Annotated in this window: 18 protein-coding genes; 15 read left to right on the forward strand and 3 right to left on the reverse strand. The window is 40.5% G+C overall.

All coding sequences use genetic code 11. The annotated features are described in order from the left end of the window. Positions 1 to 663: 663 nt before the first annotated feature. The 3 genes from STRCR_RS05970 (at position 664) to STRCR_RS05980 (ending at position 3,569) form a co-directional block, all read left to right on the forward strand. Positions 664 to 1,593, forward strand: a complete 930-nt coding sequence (locus STRCR_RS05970; RefSeq protein WP_004226294.1) for a CPBP family intramembrane glutamic endopeptidase — start codon at positions 664 to 666, stop codon at positions 1,591 to 1,593. Between the two features lie 212 nt (positions 1,594 to 1,805). After that, positions 1,806 to 2,699: a CPBP family intramembrane glutamic endopeptidase gene (locus STRCR_RS05975; RefSeq protein WP_004229698.1), complete on the forward strand. Its 894-nt coding sequence runs from the start codon at positions 1,806 to 1,808 to the stop codon at positions 2,697 to 2,699. Positions 2,700 to 2,804: 105 nt separating this feature from the next. Beyond that, complete coding sequence (locus STRCR_RS05980) at positions 2,805 to 3,569, forward strand: HAD-IIB family hydrolase (protein WP_004228318.1); 765 nt, start codon at positions 2,805 to 2,807, stop codon at positions 3,567 to 3,569. A gap of 134 nt (positions 3,570 to 3,703) precedes the next feature. Here the strand turns inward: STRCR_RS05980 and STRCR_RS11365 are convergent, their stop codons facing one another. The 3 genes from STRCR_RS11365 to STRCR_RS05995 form a co-directional block, all read right to left on the reverse strand. Then, the gene (locus tag STRCR_RS11365) at positions 3,704 to 4,807 is read right to left on the reverse strand and encodes a DUF6568 family protein (protein WP_004226977.1); all 1,104 of its coding nucleotides are present in this window, start codon (positions 4,805 to 4,807) and stop codon (positions 3,704 to 3,706) included. A 939-nt stretch (positions 4,808 to 5,746) separates the two neighbouring features. Further along, complete coding sequence (locus STRCR_RS05990) at positions 5,747 to 5,947, reverse strand: Blp family class II bacteriocin (RefSeq protein WP_004228052.1); 201 nt, start codon at positions 5,945 to 5,947, stop codon at positions 5,747 to 5,749. Positions 5,948 to 5,985: 38 nt separating this feature from the next. Beyond that, positions 5,986 to 6,177, reverse strand: a complete 192-nt coding sequence (locus STRCR_RS05995) for a Blp family class II bacteriocin (RefSeq protein ID WP_004226917.1) — start codon at positions 6,175 to 6,177, stop codon at positions 5,986 to 5,988. A 632-nt stretch (positions 6,178 to 6,809) separates the two neighbouring features. Between STRCR_RS05995 and tpx the strand changes: the two genes are divergently transcribed. The 12 genes from tpx to STRCR_RS06055 all read left to right on the forward strand — a co-directional run bounded on the left by tpx (position 6,810) and on the right by STRCR_RS06055 (position 25,255). Next, the gene (gene tpx, locus STRCR_RS06000; RefSeq protein ID WP_004229601.1) at positions 6,810 to 7,304 is read left to right on the forward strand and encodes a thiol peroxidase; all 495 of its coding nucleotides are present in this window, start codon (positions 6,810 to 6,812) and stop codon (positions 7,302 to 7,304) included. Positions 7,305 to 7,483: 179 nt separating this feature from the next. Further along, on the forward strand, positions 7,484 to 8,077 hold the full coding sequence (locus tag STRCR_RS06005) for a restriction endonuclease subunit S (RefSeq protein WP_004228470.1): 594 nt from the start codon (positions 7,484 to 7,486) through the stop codon (positions 8,075 to 8,077). Between the two features lie 593 nt (positions 8,078 to 8,670). Continuing rightward, the gene (locus STRCR_RS06010) at positions 8,671 to 13,299 is read left to right on the forward strand and encodes a glycoside hydrolase family 70 protein (protein WP_004229688.1); all 4,629 of its coding nucleotides are present in this window, start codon (positions 8,671 to 8,673) and stop codon (positions 13,297 to 13,299) included. Between the two features lie 221 nt (positions 13,300 to 13,520). Further along, entirely contained in the window at positions 13,521 to 14,459 is a 939-nt protein-coding gene (locus STRCR_RS06015; RefSeq protein ID WP_004228557.1) for a sugar phosphate isomerase/epimerase family protein, read from the forward strand. A gap of 13 nt (positions 14,460 to 14,472) precedes the next feature. Next, on the forward strand, positions 14,473 to 15,843 hold the full coding sequence (locus STRCR_RS06020; RefSeq protein WP_004227305.1) for a PTS transporter subunit EIIC: 1,371 nt from the start codon (positions 14,473 to 14,475) through the stop codon (positions 15,841 to 15,843). Positions 15,844 to 15,907: 64 nt separating this feature from the next. Continuing rightward, positions 15,908 to 16,648, forward strand: coding sequence for a DeoR/GlpR family DNA-binding transcription regulator (locus STRCR_RS06025; protein WP_003048859.1), 741 nt, complete (start codon positions 15,908 to 15,910; stop codon positions 16,646 to 16,648). Between the two features lie 72 nt (positions 16,649 to 16,720). After that, positions 16,721 to 17,371: a ribulose-phosphate 3-epimerase gene (rpe, locus tag STRCR_RS06030; RefSeq protein WP_004229031.1), complete on the forward strand. Its 651-nt coding sequence runs from the start codon at positions 16,721 to 16,723 to the stop codon at positions 17,369 to 17,371. Beyond that, complete coding sequence (gene rpiB, locus STRCR_RS06035; RefSeq protein ID WP_004228017.1) at positions 17,368 to 17,838, forward strand: ribose 5-phosphate isomerase B; 471 nt, start codon at positions 17,368 to 17,370, stop codon at positions 17,836 to 17,838. Before rpe ends, rpiB begins: the two co-directional genes overlap by 4 nt. A gap of 368 nt (positions 17,839 to 18,206) precedes the next feature. Next, a complete protein-coding gene (relB, locus tag STRCR_RS06040; protein WP_004226602.1) occupies positions 18,207 to 18,485 on the forward strand; it encodes a type II toxin-antitoxin system RelB/ParD family antitoxin in 279 nt (92 codons plus the stop codon). Continuing rightward, complete coding sequence (locus STRCR_RS12535) at positions 18,475 to 18,819, forward strand: type II toxin-antitoxin system RelE/ParE family toxin (RefSeq protein ID WP_040804513.1); 345 nt, start codon at positions 18,475 to 18,477, stop codon at positions 18,817 to 18,819. Before relB ends, STRCR_RS12535 begins: the two co-directional genes overlap by 11 nt. Before the next feature lie 850 nt (positions 18,820 to 19,669). Continuing rightward, positions 19,670 to 21,019 (forward strand): Nramp family divalent metal transporter, encoded by a 1,350-nt coding sequence (locus STRCR_RS06050; protein ID WP_004229041.1) that lies wholly within the window; start codon positions 19,670 to 19,672, stop codon positions 21,017 to 21,019. 219 nt (positions 21,020 to 21,238) lie between these two features. Then, entirely contained in the window at positions 21,239 to 25,255 is a 4,017-nt protein-coding gene (locus STRCR_RS06055; protein ID WP_004226213.1) for a glycoside hydrolase family 70 protein, read from the forward strand. Positions 25,256 to 25,428: the final 173 nt, after the last annotated feature.

Here is a 25,428-nt window from a genome sequence, read left to right on the forward strand (position 1 = left end):
TAGCAATTGCGGAGTAGTTAAACAGTCCAGTGGACTGTTTAAGGAGGTGTCTGAAAATGGGACTGCATCCCAAGATAAGGACCTCCAATCAACTTGTTATTACTGCAAAAATAGAAGGCTGGACTATTTTTCCCAGCCTTAATGAATCACTGCTGGCTGTTTTTCCTTTTGCCACCAGGCCAAAGCAGAAAATACTAAATGGATGTGATAATCATCGTTCATCTGATTTCCAACCTCAAGAGGTCCTCCAGAGCTCTTGGGCTGTGCGGGGGTGGGACATGAACCAAAATTTTCAATATTTTGGTTGATCCTACTCCCTTTTTATCTTGCAAATGAATGGAAAATCTGTTATATTAAAATAGTACAAATAGTTAAGGCTGGTACAATTGAATACGGGCTGTGGACTTGGCTAAAAAGACAGTTTCTCCCAGAGTCGCAAAGACTCTGGGTCGAATCCCCCTTATTTAGCTGTGTCCACAGACGCCCTTTGTATCTTAATATCGAAACACTTACGGCCCTGTGGAGTTCAGCAGCTTGAAGAGAGGCTGCTGAAGCTTGTTGTCTAAATTAAAAAGCAACAATTAGCCAGGAAGAAACTTCAGGCTCCTTAAATTCCTTTGAGTCGCTTAACAGCTTAGTATCTTATGAAAAAGAGGCCATACCATGAAACCTAATCTTTTTACTGAAACGGCAAAAGGTAAGATAACGAAGTCCATTATATTATTGATTCTTATAGCTCTGATGCTCTTGTTTTTAGGTACTTTGATAGGTGGTCTTAGCCTAGTGCCTATTACTTTAATTTATTATCTTGGGCATGGCTTTCCGGCCCCTAGTCCGTCTGGAGAAATACAAACCAGCTTACCATTTTCAACAGATGTTTCTACCCTAATTGAGCTTTTTGCCTTTTTGGGCATTTATCTAACTGTCTTTGGTTGGGTTAAATGGGTAGAGAAACGTCCCATTTCTTCTATGGGATTGTTTAAAAAGGATGCAGGTAGAGAACTAGCCAAGGGCTGGTTGGTTGGTGCAGGACTTTTTAGCATCATGGTGGTTTTATTGAGCCTTTTTGGAATGGTTGATTTGGAAAAAATTAATATCTCAGCTAAAAGCCTAGGATTCCTATTATTATATGTATTTGCTTGGCAAATTCAAAGTGGAGCTGAGGAACTCTTGACTAGGGGCTGGTTAATGCCTGCAGTAGCTAGCCATCATCGGAAATTTACGGCCGTTATGGTAGCTTCGCTTCTGTTTGGCTTATTGCATCTGCCAAATGCTCATGTGACCATTCTTTCTCTCTTAGTGGTCATATTATTTGGTCTCATGATGTGCCTCTATGTCGTTTGGAAAGGCAATATCTGGGGCGTGTTTGGGCTTCATGCGGCGTGGAATTGTTTTCAAGGTTCTGTTTTTGGTATCCCAGTTTCTGGCACAGCTGTCTTGCCATCATCTATTATCCAGTTGAAGTTAAAAGGGGCATCGTATTTGAGTGGTGGTGCTTTTGGTGTAGAGGGAAGTATTTTGACGGTATTCGTGCTATCCCTAGTTTGCCTCTACCTCTATTTAAAAATTCGTAAGGGAGTAGTAGTGCCATAAACATTTGAAGTAAGCCTGTTGTTGTTTATTATACCCTCCCTCCTCAAGGAATTTTCCTTATTTATCTTTGGAGTGTTTAATAGATCAAGCAGCTCCCTATGGATTGCTCCTGTCTGCACCCCTGTGAAAAAACTTACCTGCCTAGAACCCGTCGAGGTTCCTATTTTTTGAATGCTTCATGGATCATATCCTTATGAAAGGGAAAATATAGAATGAAACCTAATCTTTTTACTGAAACGGCAAAAGGCCGAGTGACTAAGTATATTGCGGCAGCGGTTCCTCTCGCAGTCCTTTTATTTGCTGCTGGTCAGTTTTTAGGAATTGGGATTATGGAAGGGATCGTTAAAATTCTATCTTTGTTTGGCTTACCAGCTCACTGGGCAGATATAAGAACGTTAACATTTTTAACCTATGATATAGGGGTATTCATTGTCTTTTTTAGCTGGGTAAAATGGGTAGAGAAACGTCCTATTTCCTCTATGGGGTTGTTTAAAAATCGGGTAGGATCAGAATTGCTGAAGGGCTGGCTCTGGGGCGGAGTCATGTTTACGGTTATCATTCTCTTACTTGGCTTTTTGGGGATAGCTCAACTTGATAAGATTAATCTGACTTTTCCAAACTTTGTCTTCCTAATTATTTTCATGCTTGTTTGGCAGATTCAAAGTGCTGGTGAAGAATTGATGACAAGGGGTTGGTTACTTCCAGTTCTTGCTAGTCATCATCGGAAGGTTACGGCAGTTTCTATCGTGTCACTTTTGTTTGCTGTGCTTCATTTATTGAGCCCTCACATTACTCTTATATCTTTGCTTAATGCCAGCCTTTTTGGCCTCATGATGTGCCTTTATGTGATTGGGAAAGGTGATCTTTGGGGTGCCTTTGGCCTTCATGCGGCTTGGAATTGTTTCCAAGGATCTGTTTTTGGGGTTCAAGTTTCGGGACTCAGTCTGGTTTCATCGGCTATTTTTAAGTTCAAGCTCACTGGTCCTGCCTATTTGACGGGTGGCCAGTTTGGTATCGAGGGGAGTTTGCTGACCTTGCTGATTTACGCATCGGTTTGTCTCTTCCTCTACTTGAAAATTCGGGAAGAGGCGGCAGTAGCGCCATAAATATCCAATAAAATCTAGGTTTCAACCTAGTTTTTTGATATAATGTAGGTGCTTTGATTATTGTGAGTTTTGCTTTTTGAGGTGGAACTCAACTAGGAGTTTAATATGAATTTTGTTTTCGACTTAGATGGAACTCTGTCTTTTGATGGTTATAGTATTGATGAGTCCATTAAGGAGGTCTTGGCTCAGGCGGCTAGCTATGGCCATAAGGTAAATTTTGCTTCGGCTCGTTCCTATCGTGATTCTCTTGATATGTTGGGTGAAAAACTAGCTCAAGAACGCGTTTTCGGTCTTAATGGCGGTCTCGTTTATGAAAGAGGAGAGCTGATTCTCGAGCACAACTTGGATCCTGTAGGCTATCAGGAAGCTATAAAATATTGCCGTTACTTTAATCTGCCTTTCTTTGTTGATAATTGCTTTAATTATGCAACAGATAATGAAGAATACATCCCCTTTATTAAGATGGTTGACCCTTTAAACCTTGCTCAAAAAGTTTCAGCTGATGATTTGAAAAATCCCATTAAAATGGTGATTTATCTGGGAAATCATGAAGATCTCTTGGCTGATATTACTTATCAAGCTAAGGAGACGGACTTGTTTGAATTGATTTATCATGAAAGTGAGAAGTGCCTTTATCTCAATCCTAACCATATCAGTAAGTCTTCAACTATTAGGGAAGTGTTTGACGAGCCCTACATAGCTTTCGGGAATGATAAAAATGATATTGGTATGTTTAAAGATGCTCTTTATGCCGTTCAGGTCGGTCGTTATCCTTACTTGAAGACTTATGCAGATGATCAAGTAGAAGCAGATAGCCAAGCTGTTGCTGCTAAGATATTAGAACTTTTTCAAGAATTTCAAGGGAAATAGGTTAGCCTTGCTTTTGAGCTTTTTCAACCGAGGTATAGTTTGGTCTGGAATTTACTCTCATAATAGAAAAATCAGCTTTTCGCAGGACACCGAAAGCTGATTTTTTGTAAACAAAACACTAACAAATTAGTTAATTAATGGGTCCTCTTTCTCATAACAATCCCAGTTATTGCTGCTAGTAACAGCGTGAAGTAGCCATAGAGGGAAAGATAGCTCTTAGCTTGCCCTGTTTGCGGAAGCTTATTGGCTGTACTTTGAGCTGCAGTAGGAGAAACATTATGCTGTCCAGATTGTAAAGAAGGAGCTGTCTGTGCAGCGACTAAAGCTGGATTAGGATCGGTTGGTTCTTGTAGTTGGCTATTTCGATTACCATTGGTCAATGCTGGATCTACAGAAGGAGTGGCTGGATCCATATTTTGTTGTTGGGGATCTACATACAAATGCTTATAAACTTCTTGAGCAGTTAACGTACTGTCTGCTACACCTGAAATAAGTTTACCATTTTTGATATAAAGAACGGTAGGAACCCCTGGAACCCCAACAGTGTTACGCATAAAATTACGTGCAGCGTCATCATATTCAGGAGAGGCTGTATTAAAGTAGTCTAGCTGTCCACCAATCAAATCATTGAATTTTTTAACTTCTGGTGAGAAACGACGGCAGTATGGACAAGTCGGGCGCCCAAGGTAAAGAGTATGTTCTTTTCCATCCTGTGTAAACATTTGGTAGACATCAGCCATTGAGACCTTGTTTATATTGGCAACATTAGCTTCGTACTCCTCAGGAGTAATTGACGTAATCTCCTGCTCATTTTCTCCAGCAGCTGTAGTAACAGAAGGTGTTTGAGAATTGGTGTTACTTGTGGGTTCCTGTGTCTGTACAGCGGCCGCACGATTATTGGCTTCGGTAGAGGTCTTAACAGTCGTGTCATCTCCTGCTGGAGTGGTATTTGGTTTAACCTCCGCAGTCGACTCTGATGCATCAGATGCTTGTGGTGTTTGTTGAGTTTGTTCTGAACCCCCGTGTTCTGAGACAGCAGCACTATCTGTATGATCTGCGTTTTTATCCACTGAGGTAGAAGAAGAAAGAGCTTGTTCAGTATTAAGACCGCTTTGCTGAGTGGCAGTCGGATTAGCGATATCATTTGGCTTTGTTTCATCTGAATAAGCTGCTGTTGCAGAAACACTCAGGACAAGAGCTGATAACAGCACGATTCTTTTAAAGTATGTCTTTTTCATATAAATACAATCTCCTTTGATTAAATAATTTCTAATTTTTAAGTTGATTTGAAACGGAATTTAGTCTGTCTTGAAAAACTATAAAAAAGAAGAGAGGACTCTAATACAATTTTTTGAAATTGATGAATCCTCTCAACCTCCCTATTATTAAAGTAAGTATGTTCGGCTCAGTACTGGCAAAACTCTAAATTTCATACCTTGATAGCTTAGAGGAACTATAATGTTTAGAAATAGTTACCTCTAACCTATTGTACTAAATAGGACTGGGACAAACAGCCATGATGGCTTCGCTCTCACCCACAAAACATTGTAATCTTTGAAGATTACGTATAAAATTCTTACTTCTATAAATTGTTTGAGATATAATAGTTTGCTGCAGTAGTCGGTGGTAAGACTTGTTAGTCTGGCTAAGAAGTCTTATCCTGCACAATTCATTAGGTGCTTTAGAACCGATGGATCCCTCTCTTTGCTGATTGGACGTTCTTATCTTGGGGCATAGTCCCATTCTCAGACACCCTTAAATAGTCCACTGGACTGTTTAACTACTACGCAAGTGGTAGCTAATCATTGAACACAACGCTATGGAATTAGAGACATAGTTGTTGGTGCTTTAGCACCTTACCAATATGTATGGCAGCTGACAGTATAAAATCTCCTCGGTGTTGTATCACCTGCGTCGATTTCCTAAATTCCTTTGATTGCTTAGCGGCTTTGTATCTTGAGTAAATTGTACGGAGGTGGGATTCAAATGTTCCAGTGAATCTGGGGATAGACTGCCAAAGCCTGCTACCTAAAAGTGTCAGAGGCTTGAGCCTTAAAATGGGAGAGCGAGAAAAATCGAAATTGCAATTTTATCACGATTTTCCGATTATTATCCCACTCTCCACTACTGAAATGTTAGAACCGATATTTTTTATATTGGTAATTCAGGCGGTGAAATTAGTAGGCTTCAGGAGTGCAGAAAACAGTATTACCGATGAAAGTACCGACACCGGCTCCGATTAGGCCAAAGGCTGCATTCCCCCAAATAGCACCTCCAGCAGTGCCTATGATACATTGAGCGACACCATCACCACCGTTAATTTCAGATAAGGTCTTTTCGTCTACTACATCAAATTGTTCTAAAATAAGGTTATTCATAAGTTTACCTCTTCCATTTCATTATTGCTCAGTCAAGATTACCAAAGGCAAAAGGCTGCGACGCCTACTAAACCGCCACCGACAGCTCCCCATGGGCCACCACCCGTTGCAGCGCCGAGAGCAGCAGTAGCCAGTGTTCCTTGTGCACAATCTGACAATCCGCCTTTAACTATAGCTAGAGTTTCATTATCTACTGCTTCAAATTGTTCAAATGCTAATGTTTTTATCATAATAACCTTATAACCTCCGTCAAAAAATTTTATATCTTCCAAACTGATTGGTACCAACTTGTTTATCGGATATCTTCATATTAATCTATTTTAGGTAGAATTCAAGGGGGAAAGTGTTTTTGTTAGAGAAGATTAATTGCTTTGCAAATAGGCTAATAATTTTCTAGAAGTTTACCTAATCATTGGCAATTAAGTTTCTAAATGAACTTATCGGCTAAAGGGGTGTGACTACTTTGCTGATTGGCCTTGCCAGATAGGAAGTTATAAGATTGGGAATACGGATTTATATGTGTCACTTGATATTTAGTAGAGACAGGAGCCATGGATCAATAAACAAAATTGTCGTAATTTCCAGCTAAATGCGATATGATTGAGGCGTCGTTGTACTCAAAGGAAATCAAAGGTAGGCAAGGTGAAAAGTGCAGCCAGTATTTTGGTATGGCAAGCTGAGATTAAGATACAAAGTTGCTAAGCGTTTCAAAGATCTTAGGAAGTTTGACACAGAGTCATTAATTTAAAGATGCAAGGGAAACTCATCTTATTTTCGCAAAAAGGTAGGCGTGTTCAGTTTGCAACGACGCATGGCTTTGATTTTCAAAGGGTATTGGAAACGGCTAGAAAGTGAGATAACGATGCCAACATTTTTAGGAAAGCCAGTCACAGTGGCTATAGATGACCAGCTACAGGTAGGCGATACCGCCCCTGATTTTACTTTGATAGGAACGGATTTGAGTGAGAAATCTTTGTCAGATTTTGCTGGGAAGAAAAAGGTTCTGAGTATTGTGCCTTCTATTGACACGGGTCTCTGTTCAACCCAAACCAGAACTTTTAATAAGGAGCTTTCGGACATGGCTGATACAGTAGTCATTACCATCTCAGCTGACTTGCCTTTTGCTCAAGAGAAATGGTGCGGAGCCCAAGGCTTGGAAGATGCTATTTTGCTCTCGGATTATTATGATAATCATTTTGGTAAGGCCTATGGGGTCTTGATGGGGGAGTGGCACTTACTGGCGCGTGCTGTCTTAGTGCTTGATGAAAACAACCAAGTGACTTATACAGAATATCTGGATAATATTAATTCAGAGCCGGATTATCAGGCAGCTCTTGCTGCTGTTCAGGCTTTGTGATTGCTGTTTATGAGTTATTTGAAGATGCTGAAAAACTCGGATTGTTATGGCTTAAGTGTCTAAACAACCTGTTTTTCAGCCTTTTTTTGCTTTTCTTGATAATTTAGGGTATGATATAGCAGAAGAATGATACGCTTTCACATAGTTTCCATGAAAACGTAGGGAGAAGGAGGAGTTCCATGAGGCTGGTAGAGGACTATCTGGCTAATCAAGTGGAAAAGTTGCCACTGGAGCAAGTAGCGAGGGCTTTTAAAGGGAAAGCTGTTTCTAGTAAGGCTGCCCCTGGACGTGTTAGCTATATTAATTTGTCGGATATGACAGAGTTTGGAATTGATTATCAAAACCTCAAAACTTTTGACGAGAAAACAGAGAAGTTACAGAAGTACCTGTTAGAGACTGGTGATGTTTTAGTCGCTTCTAAAGGGACCGTTAAAAAGGTTGCAGTCTTCGAAGAGCAGTCCTTTCCGGTGGTGGCCTCCTCTAACATTACAGTTTTGCGTCCTGATGAGAGCCTCAGTGGTTTTTATCTCAAGCTCTTTTTAGAATCAGAGATAGGACAGGCCCTTTTGGACACAGCAGACCATGGCAAGGGTGTTCTGAATATTTCTACTGCTCAACTTTTGGAAATTCCTATCCCTCAAATTCCTCTGGTTAAGCAAAACTATCTTGTCCAGTACGCCAACAAGGGGCGGGCTGATTATCAACGTAAGGTAGCAAGAGCCCAGCAGGAATGGCAATATATCAAGGAAGAAGTTGAGAAAAACCTCTATTAATCGTTTAATCGCTGCGGCTGGAACTGGCAGGTCTGAGAAGCTGCGCTTTTACAAAAAATCATGAAAGTGTTACTCACGGCCTCGTTTGTCCCAGCCTCGGATAAAAAGTCTGATGGTAAAAATTTAACAAAAACGAACAGAGTTGAATTTCTAATGGCGGGAATTTTAATTCTGTTCGTTTTTTGAGGTTTTGTATCAGAAATATGAGTGATGACAAAGCATCGCCAAACTGAGAATCTTTTGGCTCATTGCCATTTGGTTAAGAGCTCCTATCCCCAATTTTAGGATAGGATTCTTTGACTAGCAGCTTTAGTCAATTTCACTCTGCAGGTGAGAAACAGTTATACATAACACGAACAAAGACTTTCAGAAAGCCTTTGTTCGTGTTATGAAAGTTAAAGATAATAGCCTTGAAAACCTTATGAAAGCAAATTATTTGTAATGTCACTAATTTGATATAATTATCAAAAAAATTGACATCTAAGTTTCTTCATTCTTAAATATGAAAGTGCTATCATAAAAAACGTTGTTGTATGACCTCTTTCTCAGGTCTAATAACACATTTTAATCTAATAACTATAGAGGTGTTTTTTATGGAACAAAAGCTACATTATAAGCTTCACAAGGTTAAGAAACATTGGGTGACTATTGCAGTCGCCACAGCTGGTTTGGTAACACTTGTGGGTGCTGGTACAGTATCAGCTGAGGAAAATACAGGAACAGATACGGCAGCACAAACAGCAGCGGTAGAGGAATCTGGACAGCAAAATCAGGCTAAAGTCAACGATGCTAATACAGCTGCTGATTCAGCTTCATCCGCTCAAGCAGTAGCATCAGAACAAAACCAAGCTGCTGCACAAAATCAAGCAACTGCTGAACAGGCAACTGATCAAGGTCAAGCAGCAGACCAAGCTCAAGCCCAAACTCAAACGCCTGCGACAGATGGTACAGCAGTGGTACGTCAAGATGCAGCCAATGTTGCGACAGCGGCTGACCAACAGCAGGCAGGGCCTTCTGAACAAGAAAAGACAGCAGCCATGTCTCTTGACAAGGTCAAGCAAGTTGATGGTAAGTACTACTATGTTCAAGCGGATGGCTCTTATAAGAAGAATTTTGCCATTACTGTCAATGGACAAATGCTTTATTTCGATGGTGATACGGGTGCTCTTTCGTCAACCTCAACGTATTCTTTCTCTCAAGGTTTGACAAATATCGTTGATGATTTCACCAGTCACAACAAGGCTTATGATTCAACTGCTAAGAGCTTTGAGTTGGTTGATGGCTATTTGACTGCAAACTCATGGTACCGTCCCGCTTCTATTCTCCGCAACGGTCAAACATGGGAAGCGTCAAATGAAAATGACTTGCGTCCAGTTTTGATGAGCTGGTGGCCTGATAAAGATACTCAAGTTGCCTATCTTAACTATATGACTAAGTATTTGGGTGCTGGCAATGAAGAGTTTACCAATGAGACTTCTCAGACAGCTTTGAATAAGGCAGCTCAGCTGGTGCAAACGCGCATTGAACAAAAAATCACCAGTGACAATAACACGGAGTGGCTTCGCACTGCTATCAAGGCTTTTGTAGCAACGCAATCCAAGTGGAATATGAGCACTGAAAACTTCAACAAGAGCGATCACTTGCAAGGCGGGGCTTTGCTTTACACCAATAGTGATTTGACTCCTTGGGCTAACTCTGACTATCGATTGCTCAATCGCACTCCAACTATGCAAACGGGTGAACAGAAGTACTTTGATGAAGCCGGTATGGGTGGTTATGAGTTCCTTCTGTCTAACGATGTCGATAACTCTAATCCAGTAGTTCAAGCTGAAATGCTCAACCAACTGCATTACTTAATGAACTGGGGCTCGATTGTACTCAATGATAAGGATGCCAACTTCGATGGGGTTCGGGTCGATGCCGTTGATAATGTTAATGCCGACTTGCTCCAAGTTTACACCAATTATTTCGAAGAATACTATAAGGTTAATCAAAAAGAAGCCAACGCTCTGGCGCATCTTTCTATCCTAGAAGCCTGGTCTGGCAATGATAATTGGTACAATACCAATACAAACGGAGCTGCTTTGTCTATTGATAACCAATCTCGTTTGACCTCCTTAGCCGTTTTGACTAAGCAGCCAGGTCAACGGGTTGGCCTTGAAAGTATCATATCTGATTCTGTTAACAAGGAACGCGGTGATGACCGTGCTTATGGTGATTCTATTCCAACTTACTCCTTCGTTCGGGCACATGACTCAGAAGTGCAAACTGTCATTGCTAAGATTATCAAGGAAAAAATTGATACAAACACTGATGGCTATACCTTTACTTTGGATCAGTTGAAAGATGCTTTCAAGATTTATAATGAAGACATGAACAAGGTCAACAAGACCTACACCCACTATAATATGCCAGCAGCTTATGCCCTGCTTTTAAGCAATATGGAATCTGTGCCTCGGGTCTACTATGGTGATCTCTATACAGATGATGGCCAATACATGGCTAAGAAATCACCTTACTATGATGCCATCACCACTATGCTGCAAGGGCGGATTGCCTATGTATCTGGTGGACAAAATGAGCAGGTTCACACAGTGAATGGCAGCAATAAAGTTTTGGCTTCCGTTCGTTTCGGTCAAGATATCATGTCTGCCGATGATACTCAAGGAACGGATCTCAGCCGCACCTCGGGTATGGTGACTTTGGTCAGCAATGATCCTAATCTCAACCTTGGCGGAGACAGCTTCAAGGTAAATATGGGCAAAGCCCATGCCAACCAAGCCTACCGCCCATTGCTTTTGGGAACCAAGGATGGCGTTAAATCTTATCTCAAAGATTCAGATACTAATCTAGTTAAATATACTGACGCTGATGGTAATTTAATCTTCACTGCTGATGATATTAAAGGTTATTCAACAGTTGATATGAGCGGTTACTTAGCTGTTTGGGTACCAGTTGGTGCCAAAGATGGACAAGATATTCGTGTTGCAGCAAGTACAGCTGACAAAGGACCGAATCGTTTGACCTTTGAAAGTTCCGCAGCTCTTGATTCACAAGTTATCTACGAAGGCTTCTCAAACTTCCAAGATTTTGCGGCTTCAGATGCTGATTATACGAATAAGAAGATTGCTGAAAATGCAGACTTCTTCAAGAAACTCGGTATCACATCATTCGAGATGGCACCTCAGTATGTATCAGCCACAGATGGCAGTTTCCTTGATTCTATCATCGAAAATGGTTATGCTTTCAGTGACCGTTACGACCTTGCCATGAGTAAGAATAATAAATATGGTTCTAGGGAAGACTTGGCTAATGCTCTTAAGAGCTTGCATGCTAATGGTATCCAAGCTATCGCTGACTGGGTTCCAGATCAAGTCTACCAATTGCCTGGAGAAGAAGTGGTAACGGCTAAGCGGACTGATAGCTATGGTAAACCAACCTTCGATGCCTTTGTGAATAATACTCTCTATGCTGCGAATACCAAGAGCAGCGGTAAGGATTATCAGGCACAGTACGGCGGTGCTTTCTTAGATGAACTTAAGGCTAAATACCCTCACATGTTTGAAGTCAATATGATTTCAACTGGTAAGCCAATTGACCCATCAACTAAGATTAAACAATGGGAAGCTAAATACTTCAATGGTACCAATGTCCTCGGTAAAGGGGCTGGCTATGTCCTTAGTGACGATGCCACTGGCACTTACTTCAAAGTTGATACGGCTGGTAATTTCCTACCAGCAGGCCTGACAGGTGACCAAAATGCTAAGACTGGTTTCTACTACGATGGCACAGGCATGACTTATTATTCAACAGCAGGTAACAAGGCTGTTGATAGCTTTGTTTATGAAGGTGGTCATTATTACTACTTCGATAAAGATGGTCACATGGTAACCGGCACTTACAAGACTGCTGATGGTAATGAGTATTATTTCTTGCCAAATGGTATCCAATTGCGGGATGCTATCCATCAAGACGACAAGGGTAACAGTTACTATTATGGCCGGACTGGTATCCTCTATAAAGGTGATAACTGGTATCCATTCGTATCTCCTACTAACCCTAATAAGACTGTCTTCCGTTACTTTGACGCTAACAATGTTATGGCTACGGGCTACAGGGATATGTACGGTCAAACTTACTACTTTGACGAAAATGGCTTCCAAGCCAAGAGTCAATTCGTGACTGATGATAAGGGTACCCATTACTTCGATGAAGATAATGGTGCTATGGCTAAGAATAAATTTGTCAATGATGGTGATAACTGGTACTACATGGATGGTAACGGTAATGCTGTCAAGGGTCAATACCCTGTTGATAACCAGATCCTTTACTTCAATCCAGAAACGGGTGTTCAGGTTAAGGGACAATTTATTACCGATGCCCAAGGTCGGATTTCCTACTATGATGCCAACTCAGGTGTCCTGAAGTCGAGTGGTTTCTTTACAACCAATGGCAATGATTGGTACTATGCTGACAATGGTTATGTCTACAAAGGCTTCAAGCAAGTAGCTGAAAACCAAGATCGGTGGTATTACTTCGATCAAACAACCGGTAAGCAAGCCAAGGGTGCAGTAGCAGTTAATGGTCAGCAGCTCTACTTTGATAAGGACTCTGGTATCCAAGTTAAGGGCGGTTTCGCTGACGATGGTGCTGGCCACACGGCATATTACCGTGGAGATTCTGGCGACAAGGTTGTCGGTGGCTTCTTTACAACTGGCAACAATGCTTGGTTCTACGCCGATGAAAATGGTTATGTTGCTAAAGGCTTCAAGGAAATGGACGGTCATTGGTACCACTTCGATGACATAACCGGTCAACAAGCCAAGGGTGCAGTGACTGTTAATGGTCAGCAGCTCTACTTTGATGTTAATTCCGGTATTCAAGTTAAGGGTGACTTTGTCACCGATGGCCAAGGCAACACCTCTTATTACGACCCTAACTCAGGGGATAAGAAGGTTGGCGGCTTCTTTACAACTGGCAACAATGCTTGGTATTATGCGGATGCTCAGGGTAATCTAGCCAAAGGTCGTCGTTTCATCGACAATCAAGATCTCTACTTTGATCCTACAACCGGTAAACAAGTCAAGGGAGCTTTGGTAGCTATTGATGGCCGCAGTTATTATTTTGATGTTGATTCAGGTAATATGGCTAAAAACCGCTTTGTTCGTATCAATGATCAATGGATTTACTTCGGCAATGATGGTGCAGCCACTAATATATAATCTATGAAACTAGGCTGTTTAAGCAGCTGAAATCTTAAAAGTCGTTATGCTTAGGCATGGCGACTTTTTTAATATAAGTAGCAGCTGTTTTTGTGCTAATAGATAGAATAATGGAAAAATATGATAAAATATGAAAAAAAATAAAAAAATATGATATTTTTTGTTGAAATCGTTTCCTTTAAGTGCTAGAATATAGACAAATTAAAAAGTAGGAGGAAAACATGAAATTAGCAACAAGAATCAATTCGTATTTGAGAATTGATGGTTATGATTTAGAGAAAACTTTTACAGACTTTGAAACTGCAGGTCTAGGCTATGTTGATCTGAATTATCCAGAGCATACCAAGGGGACTTCTCCTGAAGAAATGAAAAACCTTTTAGACAAGCATAACCTTGTTTTAAATGGATTAGCGCTTAGGTTCCGAGGGGATTTCATCAATGGTGAATTAGGAAATGCTAATCCTAATATTGCGGCTAAAGCGCGCCAGCTATGTAAGGAAGCAGCCGATTATTGCCGAGCAATAGGCGGAGAAGTTATCACCATTTGGCTGGGGTTTGATGGATTTGACTATAGCTTTCAAATCAATTATCGCAAAGTTTGGGACCAGCTAGTTAAAGCCTATCAAGAGATTTGTGATTATGCTCCAGATTTGAAAATTAGCATCGAATATAAACCCTATGAAGAGAGAGCCTATGCCTTTGTTGACAGTATGGGAATTACTGGGATGCTGCTGAATGATGTGAATCGTAAAAATATCGGTGTTACCTTGGATTACTGCCACATGCTTATGAAGCATGAAAATCCTGCTTTTGCTGCAGATATTTTTGGCAGCAGGGGGCAGCTGTATGGTATTCATGCGAATGACGGCTATGGTGTTGCTGATGATGGCTTGATGATTGGAACAGCATCGCCTTTTAAAACGTTAGAACTTCTGTACTACCTTAAAAAACACGATTATCAGGGAGTCGTCTATTTTGACACTTTCCCAGTTATTGAACCTGCAGTAGAAGAGGCAGAAAGAAATGTTGCCATGATCACCTACATGGATCAGCTAATTGATGAGGTCGGAATGGATTATATCCAAAATATTATCGATAAAAATGATGCTATTGCAGCTAATAAATTAATGTTAACGTTCTTAAAGGGAAGCAAAGACTAGGGAGGTGATTACTATGGCGGATTACAAAGCAACTGCCAAAGGGATTCTAGAGAATATTGGCGGACCAGAAAATATCTCTAATATGACCCACTGTGCTACGCGGTTACGTCTAAACTTGAAAGACCCATCCAAGGCAGATGATGCTGCTGTTAAAGCTGTAGATGGTGTTGTGGATGTTGTCAATAAAGCTGGACAGTATCAGATATTGATTGGTACAGAAGTACCGCATGTTTATGATGAATTTGAAATACTTGTAAAAGGCAGTACAGGGAATGCTTTGGACGAATCATCAGGTCAAGGCGGCAGTATTATCAGTCAGATTTTTTCTGCTATATCAGGAATTTTTGCACCCTTACTGCCGGCCTTAGCTGGATCGGGAATTTTACGTGGTTTGCTTATTTTAAGTGTCCAGTTGGGCTGGATTAGTGATAAAAGCGGTACCTACAGCATTTTATTTGCTGCTTCTATGGCAGTCTTCTATTTTCTGCCTGTCTTGCTCGCCTTTTCTTCTGCACGTCGTTTTGGAGCCAGTCCCTACATTTCAGCCTTAATTGGAGCTGCTTTATTACATCCGGATTTTTTATCCTTGCTTGGAAAGACAGGTAATGGTGCTACGACAAGCTTTTTGGGAATCCCAGTTGTCTTGATGAATTACAACTCAACGGTTGTTCCTATCATACTTGCAATTTGGGCTTACTCTTACCTTTATAAGTGGTTAGACAAGCATATTCCAGAAACACTCAAGCTTGTTCTGATTCCTTTGGTTTCTCTGGCCATTATGGTGCCCTTAACCGTCATTGTTATTGGTCCGATTGGCGTTTACAGCGGTGAAGGAATTGCTAACGTTGTTAATTGGCTAATTGAACGCAGTGGTGTACTGACAGGTATCCTTGTTGGCGGTGGCTGGAGTGTCTTGGTCAGCTTTGGTATTCATTGGGCTGTAAACCCTATTATGATTAATAATATTTCTCAAAATGGCTATGATTACATTTGTCCTCTGACTTTTGCCTGTAACTTTGCTGTTATTGGAACAGCTTTTGGTGTTTGGCTTAAGGCTAAAAATAAAAATCTTAAGAATTTTGCTATAACAGGCGTTATTACCATTGCATTATCAGCAATTATAGAACCGACTTTATTTGGTATGCTTGTCAAAAACAAAAAATTGTTCTTGGCTCAAATCATTGCAGGTGCAGCAGGTGGGGCCTACTTAGGGTTGACAAAAGTTGTTACCAATGCTTTTGTATTCGGCAGTGTGACGACCTTCCCTGCCTTTATTGAAAATAATACCAATGTTATTAATGGTATTATTGGTCTGGGAATATCTGCTCTTGTTGGAGCGGTTCTAGGTTTTATTTTCACAAACAGAGATGATCAGTTAGCCTAATTGCTTGCATGAAATAATTTTCTGAATATGGTATCATTATTACCAAAATGAAGGTAAATGTAAGATGATTCCATACGAAAGACAACAAAAAATATTAGGTCTGTTAAAAGATACTGAATTAGTAAAATTTGATGAAATTCAATCCGTGTTTCCAAAAGTTTCCTCCTCAACATTGCGACGTGATTTAAAAGAGCTTGAAAAGAACAATAGAATTGAATACTTGTCAGGCGGTGCTATTAAATTGATGTCAACGGTTGGAGAAATTCCAATTACCATGCGCAATACACTTTACAGTGATAAAAAAGATAAAATTGCTAATCTGGCAGCCAAACAGATTCATGATGGTGATGTTATCTACCTTGACTCTGGTTCAACCTGCTCAGGATTATTTAGAAAAATTCTGCATAAAAAAATCACAATCTATACGACAAATACTGACATATTCGCAGTTGCCGACAGTATTGCCGCAGAGGTTATCGTATTGGGTGGTCAATTCAATCCTATAAATTCTTCTGTCAGTGGTGCTTTGACTGAGGAAAATTTGAAGAGTATCTATTTTGGTAAAGCTTTTTTAGGTGTTAATGGTGTTGATGAAAAGTTTGGAGTGACGACTCCAACCCTTGTGGAAGCTACGAAAAAGAAAATGGTACGGGAACATGCCGATGAAGTCTATCTCTTGTGTGACAGTACTAAATTTCATAATTTATCCAATGTCAAAGCTTTTGATTTAAACAATGTCACAATCGTATCAGATAGCTGGGACGATAGTCTTGGAAAGGTTACTCCTATTATAGCGGCGGATTAATATTACTAATTTGTGATGAATAGCAGTCCTAATACTGATTTTAGGGCTGTTTTTTAGTTAAAGGAGGATGTTATGATGAAGTTATTGTGTCCCAGTATGATGTGTGCTGATTTTAGTCATTTACAAAAAGAAGTTGGTGACTTGAACCAAGCTGGTGTAGATATTTACCACTGTGACATTATGGATGGTGAGTTTGTCCCAAATATGACCATGGGAATTAATGATATACGAACTATTAGAAGATACACGGATAAGCTAATTGACTGTCATTTAATGATTGAAAACCCCGGAAATAAGGTGGATTGGTTTATCAATGCAGGCGTTGATTTAATTTATATTCATCCAGAAAGTGAGCGCTATGTTATCAAAACGCTCAGTCATATTAAAGATTGTGGAAAATTAGCTGGTTTGGCACTTAATCCTGATACAAGTATTGAAACAGTCAGTGAAATGTTAGAATTAGTTGATTATGTACTGGTCATGACTGTCAATCCAGGATTTGCGGGTCAAAAATTTATCGATTTTACTAAGAAAAAAATAAAAAAGCTGGTTGATTTAAAATCAGACTACCATTATAAGATTATGATTGATGGTGCTTGCAGCCCAGATATTATCAAGGAATTAAGTACAATTGGAGCTGATGGTTTTATTTTAGGTACCAGTGCCTTATTTGGCAAAGAAAGATCTTATACAGAGTTAGTAGAGGAGTTACAAAAGTTATGAAGATTGGTATTGGAAACGATCATGTCGCTGTGGAGTATAAACGCGCCATCAAAACTTATATTGAAGATAAGTATGGTTATGAAGTCATTAACTACGGGACAGATAGTACAGAACGATTCCATTATCCTAAATCTGGGAAAGCCGTAGCTGAAGCAGTTATTGCTAATGAAATCGACAAGGGCATCCTTATATGTGGTACCGGTGTTGGCATTGGTATTTCAGCTAATAAAGTTAAGGGAATCCGTTGTGTGATTTGCAGTGAGCCTTACTCAGCTAAACTATCTCGTCAACACAATGATACGAATGTCCTAGCCTTTGGATCTCGTGTAGTCGGAATAGAAGTAGCCAAAATGATTGTAGATGAATGGTTAGCAGCAGAATACGAAGGCGGACGCCATCAAATTAGATTAGACATGATTTCAGATATTGAAAATCAAAGAAATACGGAAAACAATCACGAACTATGAAGGAGTATTTACATCTAAGTCTACTAATATTTTCCTTTAAGACCAATTCTGAAACAATCTGATGAACTGACAAATGCTGCTGTTAAATTTATTGTGGCAAGAAGGTTCAAGTTTATTAGTCTCTTGACAGCACCCAACACAAAAGCAGACTTACGAGAGTTACGATGATTAGCTCCAAACCCATATAGCTTATGTCCTCAGCCAACCATTTCCAGCTGAAAATGCGTTTGAAGACAGACGATTGGGATTTAGAATATGTGAGCGATGTGTTCTGAGAGATAGATGTGCCAAGTTTTTATTTGTTGTCACTAAAGATTATGATATAATAAAGACACGAAAAAAGTTCACGAACTACTAGGAGGTATCTTATGTCTAAGCCAATCAATATTGCCTTTAAGACAGATGCGGCTATCGTCCAATCCGCTAGAGATGTTTTTAAAGCACATAACTATAGTCTCACGGGTGCTCTTAGGACCTTTTTGACAAATGTGGCTGTCACAGGAGAAGTGGATCTTCCTTCGCCTGAAGAGTTGGAAAAAGAGCGTTTACTTAGAGAATTGCAGGCGGAAGTCAAAGCTAGTCTAACTGAAATGGCAGCTGGCCAATATTATACCGAAGAGGAATTGAGGGACTATCTTGACATCTAAGGTTTATAAGATTAGGTATGCTTCGCAGGTTGCGACCGAGCTAAGGAAGGTTAAAGCTCATGTTTTGGAAAAGTCGCAGTCGAAAGATACGTCTCAGCGCTACGTGTCCCAATTGGTGAAAGGGATGGAAATCCTCAAATTGTTTCCAGAAGCAGGGTTTAACGCCGATGAGAAGTTTGGTAGAGTTATCACAGAAAACATGACCACGAGAGGAATTCCATTAAAAAAGGACTCCATTGCGCTCTATACTATTGACGATAATAACTTAGTTGTTAGTATTAGCTATTTGTTTTCTACTAAGAGTGATTATATGAAACTGTTAAAACATAACTAGGAGGTAGAAGATTATTTTTGTCTTTGATACTAAAAATCATACGATTAAGCATCAGAAAGATAATCAAAAGTTCAGAGTTTTCACAAAGACAATCTAACAAAAGCTTAAGTACTTTGATACACTCCCCATAGTGGACAGTGAAAAACAGAAATTTCACTAGAAGCTATGAAGGGAGTTTTTGTATGCTTAAAAGAAGCGAGCTATCTGCTAAAAGCGACTGTGTAATTGCATATAGAAGAAGAGGGGCTTGTAGTCAATTAGCTAATATTCTTTTTAAATCAAGAGGGTGCGTTATTTGACATTGATTTGTTCGTACTTCAATAAGTTGTTGTTTACCTTATCTTCAATCTTAAATTATCCACTGATAGTTTAAGCTGTCTGTGACGTGTCACTTAGTTTGATATTGATTTATAGGAAGTAGTGATTGGTAAGAAAAAGTGCTGTCTAGCAGGAGGAATGGCCATTTACAAGAAAGTAGTATTGGTATTTGGAGCAGGTGTGAGTAAGCTACTACCTGTGCTATCTGAGACGACTTGGGAAGGCGAATCAATAAGCGTGTCTCCGAGACTTCTGTACCAGTAGTCATATTAAAAGGGATTAAAACTTAGCGCGCAAGACGATTGTTAAGGGAGGTATTAAGGGTACTTACTATAGGGATAGTTCAGTTCATGATCAAGACTAGCACTCAGTTGTAAAGATAGGGTATGCTTACCGGCAGCTCTATCTTATATCATGAGGTCGCAGTTGGAGAGTGATAATTTGGTGGCATTTATTTACTTTTTAAGCGTGCTTAATTTTTTGTTTTTTGTTATAATGAACTCAATTATAAGAATAGAAAAGAGGATTTCTTTTGAAAGGTCAAGAGAAAAATCAAGAAAATACACGTTCGTTGAGTGAGGTTAATCAAAGTGTTGCCGTGCCTGAAAGTGCTTCTTTTTGGCGAACGTTGAAGGCTTTTATCGGACCAGGCGCTTTAGTGGCAGTGGGGTATATGGATCCTGGGAATTGGATTACCAGCGTGGTCGGAGGTGCCAGTTATAAATATTTGCTCCTATCGGTCGTACTGATTTCGTCTCTCATGGCAATGCAGTTGCAACAGATGGCGGGAAAGTTGGGAATCGTTACGCGTCAGGATTTGGCTCAGGCTACAGCTAATCACCTTCCTAAGTGGCTGCGTTATATCTTATTTGTAGTTATTGAATTGGCTTTGATGGCGACTGATTTAGCAGAAGTGATTGGTTCTGGGATTGCTCTCCATTTACTTTTTGGCTGGCCTTTAATGATTTCGGTTTTTATAACGATTCTGGATGTTTTCATTTTATTGAGTCTGATGAAGTTGGGCTTTCGTAAGATTGAAGCGGTTGTTTCAACCTTAATAATAACCATTTTGTTAATTTTCCTTTATTTAACACTCATTTCCCAGCCAAGTATCTCTGGGATTCTCAAGGGATTTCTTCCGTCTGCCTCTATCTTTGATCTTCACCAAACTGGAGACAATAGTAAATTGACGCTGGCGCTGGGGATTATTGGGGCAACTGTCATGCCCCATAATCTTTATCTTCATTCGTCAATTTCACAAACCAGACGGGTGGATTATGAAAATCCTGACTCGGTTAGGCAGGCAGTACGTTTTATGACTTGGGATTCTAATATTCAGTTAAGCCTTGCCTTTATCGTTAATTCCTTGCTTTTGATTCTTGGTGCTGCCCTTTTTTATGGACATGCTAGTCAAATCTCAGCTTTTGCTCAGATGTATAATGCTCTAGCAGATCCGTCCATTGCGGGAAGTGTTGCCAGCGGTTTCTTATCGACTCTCTTTGCAGTTGCCCTCTTGGCTAGTGGGCAAAATTCGACAATCACAGGAACCTTGACTGGCCAGATTGTTATGGAGGGATTTATCCATCTGCGATTGCCTCAGTGGTTTATTCGTTTGGTTACCCGTTTACTGGCTCTTTTACCAGTTATTCTGGCTACCCTGATTTGGGGAGGCAAGGAGAAGGTGTTGGCTCAGCTGATTGTCTATTCACAGGTTTTTCTGTCACTAGCCTTGCCCTTTTCCATTTTTCCGCTTATTTATTTCACCTCCAGTAAGAAACTAATGGGACAGCATCGAAATGCTCGCTGGAATACAATCCTAGCCTATGGCGTTGCTCTGGTGCTGACCCTACTCAATATCAAATTAATTATTGATTTACTCTGAATAGTAGTGAAGCGGCTGAAAAGTAAAATTTTCAGTCGTTTTTACATTTAAAATTAAAGAAACCGTTATAATTACCAGATGCTTACAAAAAGATGACATTTTTTAATAAAGGGCCAGAATAATTTAATTTCATGTTAAAATAAATTGATAATTAAAATAGTTTGGACATCAAAACTAAAATTATCAAATAACTTTTATTTTTACAGGAGAATGATATTCATGGAAAAAAATCTACGCTACAAATTGCATAAGGTTAAAAAGCAATGGGTAGCTATCGGTGTGACCACTTTTGCAGTCGGCTTTCTAGCAGGTGGGCAGGTTGTTGCTGCTGACGCGACTGACGGTAACGGAGGGAATACTCAAGTTGCCCACTTGATTCCTAAAGAGCCTACTGACTATAAGTTCGATACTCCAAGTGGAATTCTCACTGGTCTTAATTTTGCGAATGCTCAAACAAGCCCAGCAGGCGATAATGCTGGTGCTAATCAACCGGCGGGAGGAATCGAGCCTCAGACTGCTGAAAATGCTGCAACAGATGGCCAAGCTGTTCCTCAAACTAGTGACCAGCCAGGTCATTTGGAAAATGTGGATGGCAAAACCTACTATGTAGATGCTAACGGTCAGCGTTTGAAAAATTATTCAACCGTGATTGATGGCAAGACTTACTATTTTGATGCTCAGACTGGTCAGGCTCAGGCCGAAACACCACAGATTAATCAAAATGATAATCAGGTGGCACCAGATACTTATGCGGCTAATAATCAGGCTTTCACCAATGATGTTTCAAGTTTTGAAACGGTTGACAACTATGTGACGGCGGATTCTTGGTACCGTCCTCGTAAAATTTTGAAGAATGGGGAAAGTTGGCAGGCTAGCGCTGAATCAGACATGCGCCCCATCCTGATGACTTGGTGGCCTGATGCAGCTACTAAGGCTGCCTATGCTAATTACTGGGTTAAGGAAGGTTTGATTTCAGGCTCCTATTCACCAAACTCAGCCAATCTTGAGACAGCCGTCCAAACTATTCAGGCAGCTATTGAGAAGAAAATTGCTTCGGAAGGCAGCACAGCTTGGCTGCGTGACAAGATGTCGCAATTTGTTAAATCGCAAAATCAATGGAGTCTTGCCTCTGAAAATCCAACTGTCTATCCTAATCAGGATCACCTGCAGGGGGGAGCCTTGCTCTTTAGCAATAACGAAGCAACGGCTCATGCTAATTCTGATTGGCGTTTGCTCAACCGTAATCCTACCTTCCAAACGGGTAAGCAAAAATATTTCACAACCAACTATGCTGGTTATGAACTGCTTTTGGCCAACGATGTTGATAATTCCAACCCAATTGTTCAAGCGGAACAGCTTAATCATTTCCACTACCTCATGAACTGGGGTGAGATTGTCATGGGAGATAAGAATGCTAATTTCGACGGCGTTCGGGTCGATGCAGTCGATAATGTTAATGCTGATTTGCTACAAATTCAGCGGGATTACTACAAGGCTAAATATGGCGTTGATCAAAATGAAAAGAATGCCATTGATCACTTATCTATTTTAGAGGCTTGGTCGGGTAATGATAATGACTATGTTAAGGATCAGAACAACTTCTCGCTGTCTATTGATAATTCACAACGTAGCTATATGCTGGCAGCCTTTGCTTATCCGGCCAGTCAACGGGGGAATGATTACATCAGCCTGTTACCTAAAGTTGGTCTGAAGGATCGCCGGTATGCTAAAAATGGTAATCCAGTTCCAAACTATGTCTTTATTCGTGCCCATGACTCCGAAGTCCAAACGCGAATTGCGAAAATTATTCGGGAACGTCTGGGAAAAACGAACGCCGATGGCCTGACCAATATTACTTTAGATGATTTAAATAAGGCCTTTGATATTTACAATCAAGATATGAAGGCTGTTGATAAGCAGTACTATCCAAATAATTTGCCAATGGCTTATGCTTGGATGTTACAAAATAAGGATACAGTAACTCGTGTCTATTATGGTGATATGTACACCGACGATGGTCAGTACATGGAAACTAAGACGCCATTCCATGATGCCATTGAAACGTTGCTCAAGGCACGCATTAAATATGTGGCTGGCGGTCAAACAGCTGGGTATGTACAAGGCTGGGGCAGCGGTATCTTAACCTCTGTGCGTTATGGTAAGGGAGCCGATACTGCTATTGATGCTGGGACAGCAGAAACTCGCACTTCTGGCATGGCTGTCCTGATTAATAATAAGCCTAATTTCCAATCCTATAATGGTTTGACGCTTGATATGGGTGCTGCTCATAAGAATCAGGCCTACCGCCCTCTTCTTTTATCAACTAAGGATGGAATTGCAACCTATCTTAATGATAGTGATGTTAGCAGCAATCAGTACAAATATACTGATGGGCAGGGTCGTTTGAATTTCAGCGCTTCTGAACTGCGCAGCGTTGCTAATGTTCAAGTCTCAGGAATGATTCAGGTTTGGGTACCCGTGGGTGCCGCTGACAATCAAGATGTTCGTGTAGCTCCTAACACCAATCGCAATAATTCTTCCAATATCTATACTCAAAGTGATGCTCTGGATTCCCAAGTGATCTATGAAGGTTTCTCAAACTTCCAAGCTTTTGCTAAGACACCTGAACAATACACCAATGCGGTGATTGCTAAGAATGCGGATCTCTTTAAATCATGGGGCATTACCCAATTTGAAATGGCACCGCAGTACGTGTCATCCGAAGATGGCACTTTCTTGGATTCTGTTGTTCTCAATGGTTATGCCTTTAGCGACCGTTATGATCTGGCTATGAGTAAGAATAACAAGTACGGCTCCAAAGAAGATTTGGCCAATGCTATCAAGGGTCTCCATAATGCTGGTATTAAGGTCTTGTCGGACTGGGTACCGGATCAGATGTATAACCTGCCAGGTAAAGAAGTCGTGACTGCAACACGGGTTGACCAATACGGTAGACCTAAGGCTGGTGCGACGATTAACAGGACACCTTATGTAGTTAATACCAAGACTTATGGTGATTATCAAGAGCAGTATGGCGGTAAATTCTTGGATGAATTGCAGAAGCTTTATCCAAGTCTCTTCACGACTAAGCAGATTTCAACTGGCAAACCAATTGACCCATCGGTCAAAATTACTAACTGGTCAGCTAAATATTTCAACGGCTCTAATATCTTAGGACGTGGGGCTAAATATGTTCTCAGCGATAATAATAAGTACCTCAATTTAGGTGCCGGTCAATTCTTCTTACCAACCAATCTCAATAATACCTACGGTCAGCCACAAGCTCCAGCTAATGGTTTCATTTCTAAGAATGGTGGTATTCATTATATTGATAATAATGGTCAAGAAGTCAAGAATCAATTTAAGGAAATTGCTGGCAGCTGGTATTATTTCGATGCCAATGGTAAGATGGCTACTGGACAAACCAAGATTGGCAATACTACCTACCTCTTCATGCCTAATGGTAAGCAGCTCAAAGAAGGTGTTTGGTATGATGGCAAGAAGGCTTACTATTATGATGATAACGGTCGAACTTGGACAAATAAGGGATTTGTCGAGTTCAAGGTAAACGGTCAAGATAAATGGCGTTACTTTAACGGTGATGGCTCCATCGCTGTCGGTCTCGTTTCTCTTGATAATCGTACCCTCTACTTTGACGCCTATGGCTACCAAGTCAAGGGTCAAACTCTGACTATCAATGGTAAAACTTATAGCTTTGATGCCAATGAAGGTGATTTGATTACGGGGAATACGCCAAGTCCAGAACCAAACAATCAAGGAGCTTGGGAAGCACTGGGTGATAACCAATGGGGCTATCGCAAGGATGGCAAGCTTTTGACAGGCAGCCAAACGATTGCTGGACAAAAAGTCTTCTTCCAGCCTAATGGTGTCCAAGTCAAGGGTGGCACGGCTAAGGATGAAGCAGGAGTTCTTCGCTTTTACGACCGTGATCAAGGACATTTAGCTGGTAAGGGTTGGTACTCAACAGCTGATAACAACTGGGTTTATGTCGATGATGCTGGTCGTGTTGTCACTGGCCTTCAAAAGATTGGAAGCCAAACGCTCTATTTTGATGATAATGGTATCCAAGCTAAGGGTAAGGCTATCTGGGATAAGGACGGTAATCTTCGTTATTTTGCAGCAGGTTCCGGTGACATGATTACCAACCGTTGGTATAATATCGGTGATAACCAATGGTACTGGTTCAATAACCAAGGGATTGCTTCAAGATGGTAATCCTATCTCCTTTATAAAAAAACAGTCTCTGACTTTTGAACATGATTTTCTAATGTTCACTCGTTAGGAGGCTGTTTTTTAGAGAAAAAAGAGCTTTGTCATGATATTGTAACAAGAAAAGAAGACACGTAAGTCCCTTTTAAGACCTTGAGTTCAGCGATCTGCAAAAAAGC

It is taken from the genome of Streptococcus criceti HS-6 (assembly GCF_000187975.2).
Classification (GTDB): Bacteria; Bacillota; Bacilli; order Lactobacillales; family Streptococcaceae; genus Streptococcus; species Streptococcus criceti.

What these genes read in the sequence shown, in the direction of transcription:
- STRCR_RS05970 (WP_004226294.1), top strand. Translation starts at nt 664, where the DNA reads ATGAAACCTAATCTTTTTACTGAAACGGCAAAAGGTAAGATAACGAAG.
- STRCR_RS06005 (WP_004228470.1), top strand. Translation starts at nt 7,484, where the DNA reads ATGAGGCTGGTAGAGGACTATCTGGCTAATCAAGTGGAAAAGTTGCCA.
- relB (WP_004226602.1), top strand. Translation starts at nt 18,207, where the DNA reads ATGTCTAAGCCAATCAATATTGCCTTTAAGACAGATGCGGCTATCGTC.
- STRCR_RS05980 (WP_004228318.1), top strand. Translation starts at nt 2,805, where the DNA reads ATGAATTTTGTTTTCGACTTAGATGGAACTCTGTCTTTTGATGGTTAT.
- tpx (WP_004229601.1), top strand. Translation starts at nt 6,810, where the DNA reads ATGCCAACATTTTTAGGAAAGCCAGTCACAGTGGCTATAGATGACCAG.
- STRCR_RS05990 (WP_004228052.1), bottom strand. Translation starts at nt 5,947, where the DNA reads ATGAATAACCTTATTTTAGAACAATTTGATGTAGTAGACGAAAAGACC.
- STRCR_RS05975 (WP_004229698.1), top strand. Translation starts at nt 1,806, where the DNA reads ATGAAACCTAATCTTTTTACTGAAACGGCAAAAGGCCGAGTGACTAAG.
- rpiB (WP_004228017.1), top strand. Translation starts at nt 17,368, where the DNA reads ATGAAGATTGGTATTGGAAACGATCATGTCGCTGTGGAGTATAAACGC.
- STRCR_RS11365 (WP_004226977.1), bottom strand. Translation starts at nt 4,807, where the DNA reads ATGAAAAAGACATACTTTAAAAGAATCGTGCTGTTATCAGCTCTTGTC.
- STRCR_RS06025 (WP_003048859.1), top strand. Translation starts at nt 15,908, where the DNA reads ATGATTCCATACGAAAGACAACAAAAAATATTAGGTCTGTTAAAAGAT.
- STRCR_RS06010 (WP_004229688.1), top strand. Translation starts at nt 8,671, where the DNA reads ATGGAACAAAAGCTACATTATAAGCTTCACAAGGTTAAGAAACATTGG.
- STRCR_RS05995 (WP_004226917.1), bottom strand. Translation starts at nt 6,177, where the DNA reads ATGATAAAAACATTAGCATTTGAACAATTTGAAGCAGTAGATAATGAA.
- STRCR_RS06020 (WP_004227305.1), top strand. Translation starts at nt 14,473, where the DNA reads ATGGCGGATTACAAAGCAACTGCCAAAGGGATTCTAGAGAATATTGGC.
- STRCR_RS06055 (WP_004226213.1), top strand. Translation starts at nt 21,239, where the DNA reads ATGGAAAAAAATCTACGCTACAAATTGCATAAGGTTAAAAAGCAATGG.
- STRCR_RS06015 (WP_004228557.1), top strand. Translation starts at nt 13,521, where the DNA reads ATGAAATTAGCAACAAGAATCAATTCGTATTTGAGAATTGATGGTTAT.
- rpe (WP_004229031.1), top strand. Translation starts at nt 16,721, where the DNA reads ATGATGAAGTTATTGTGTCCCAGTATGATGTGTGCTGATTTTAGTCAT.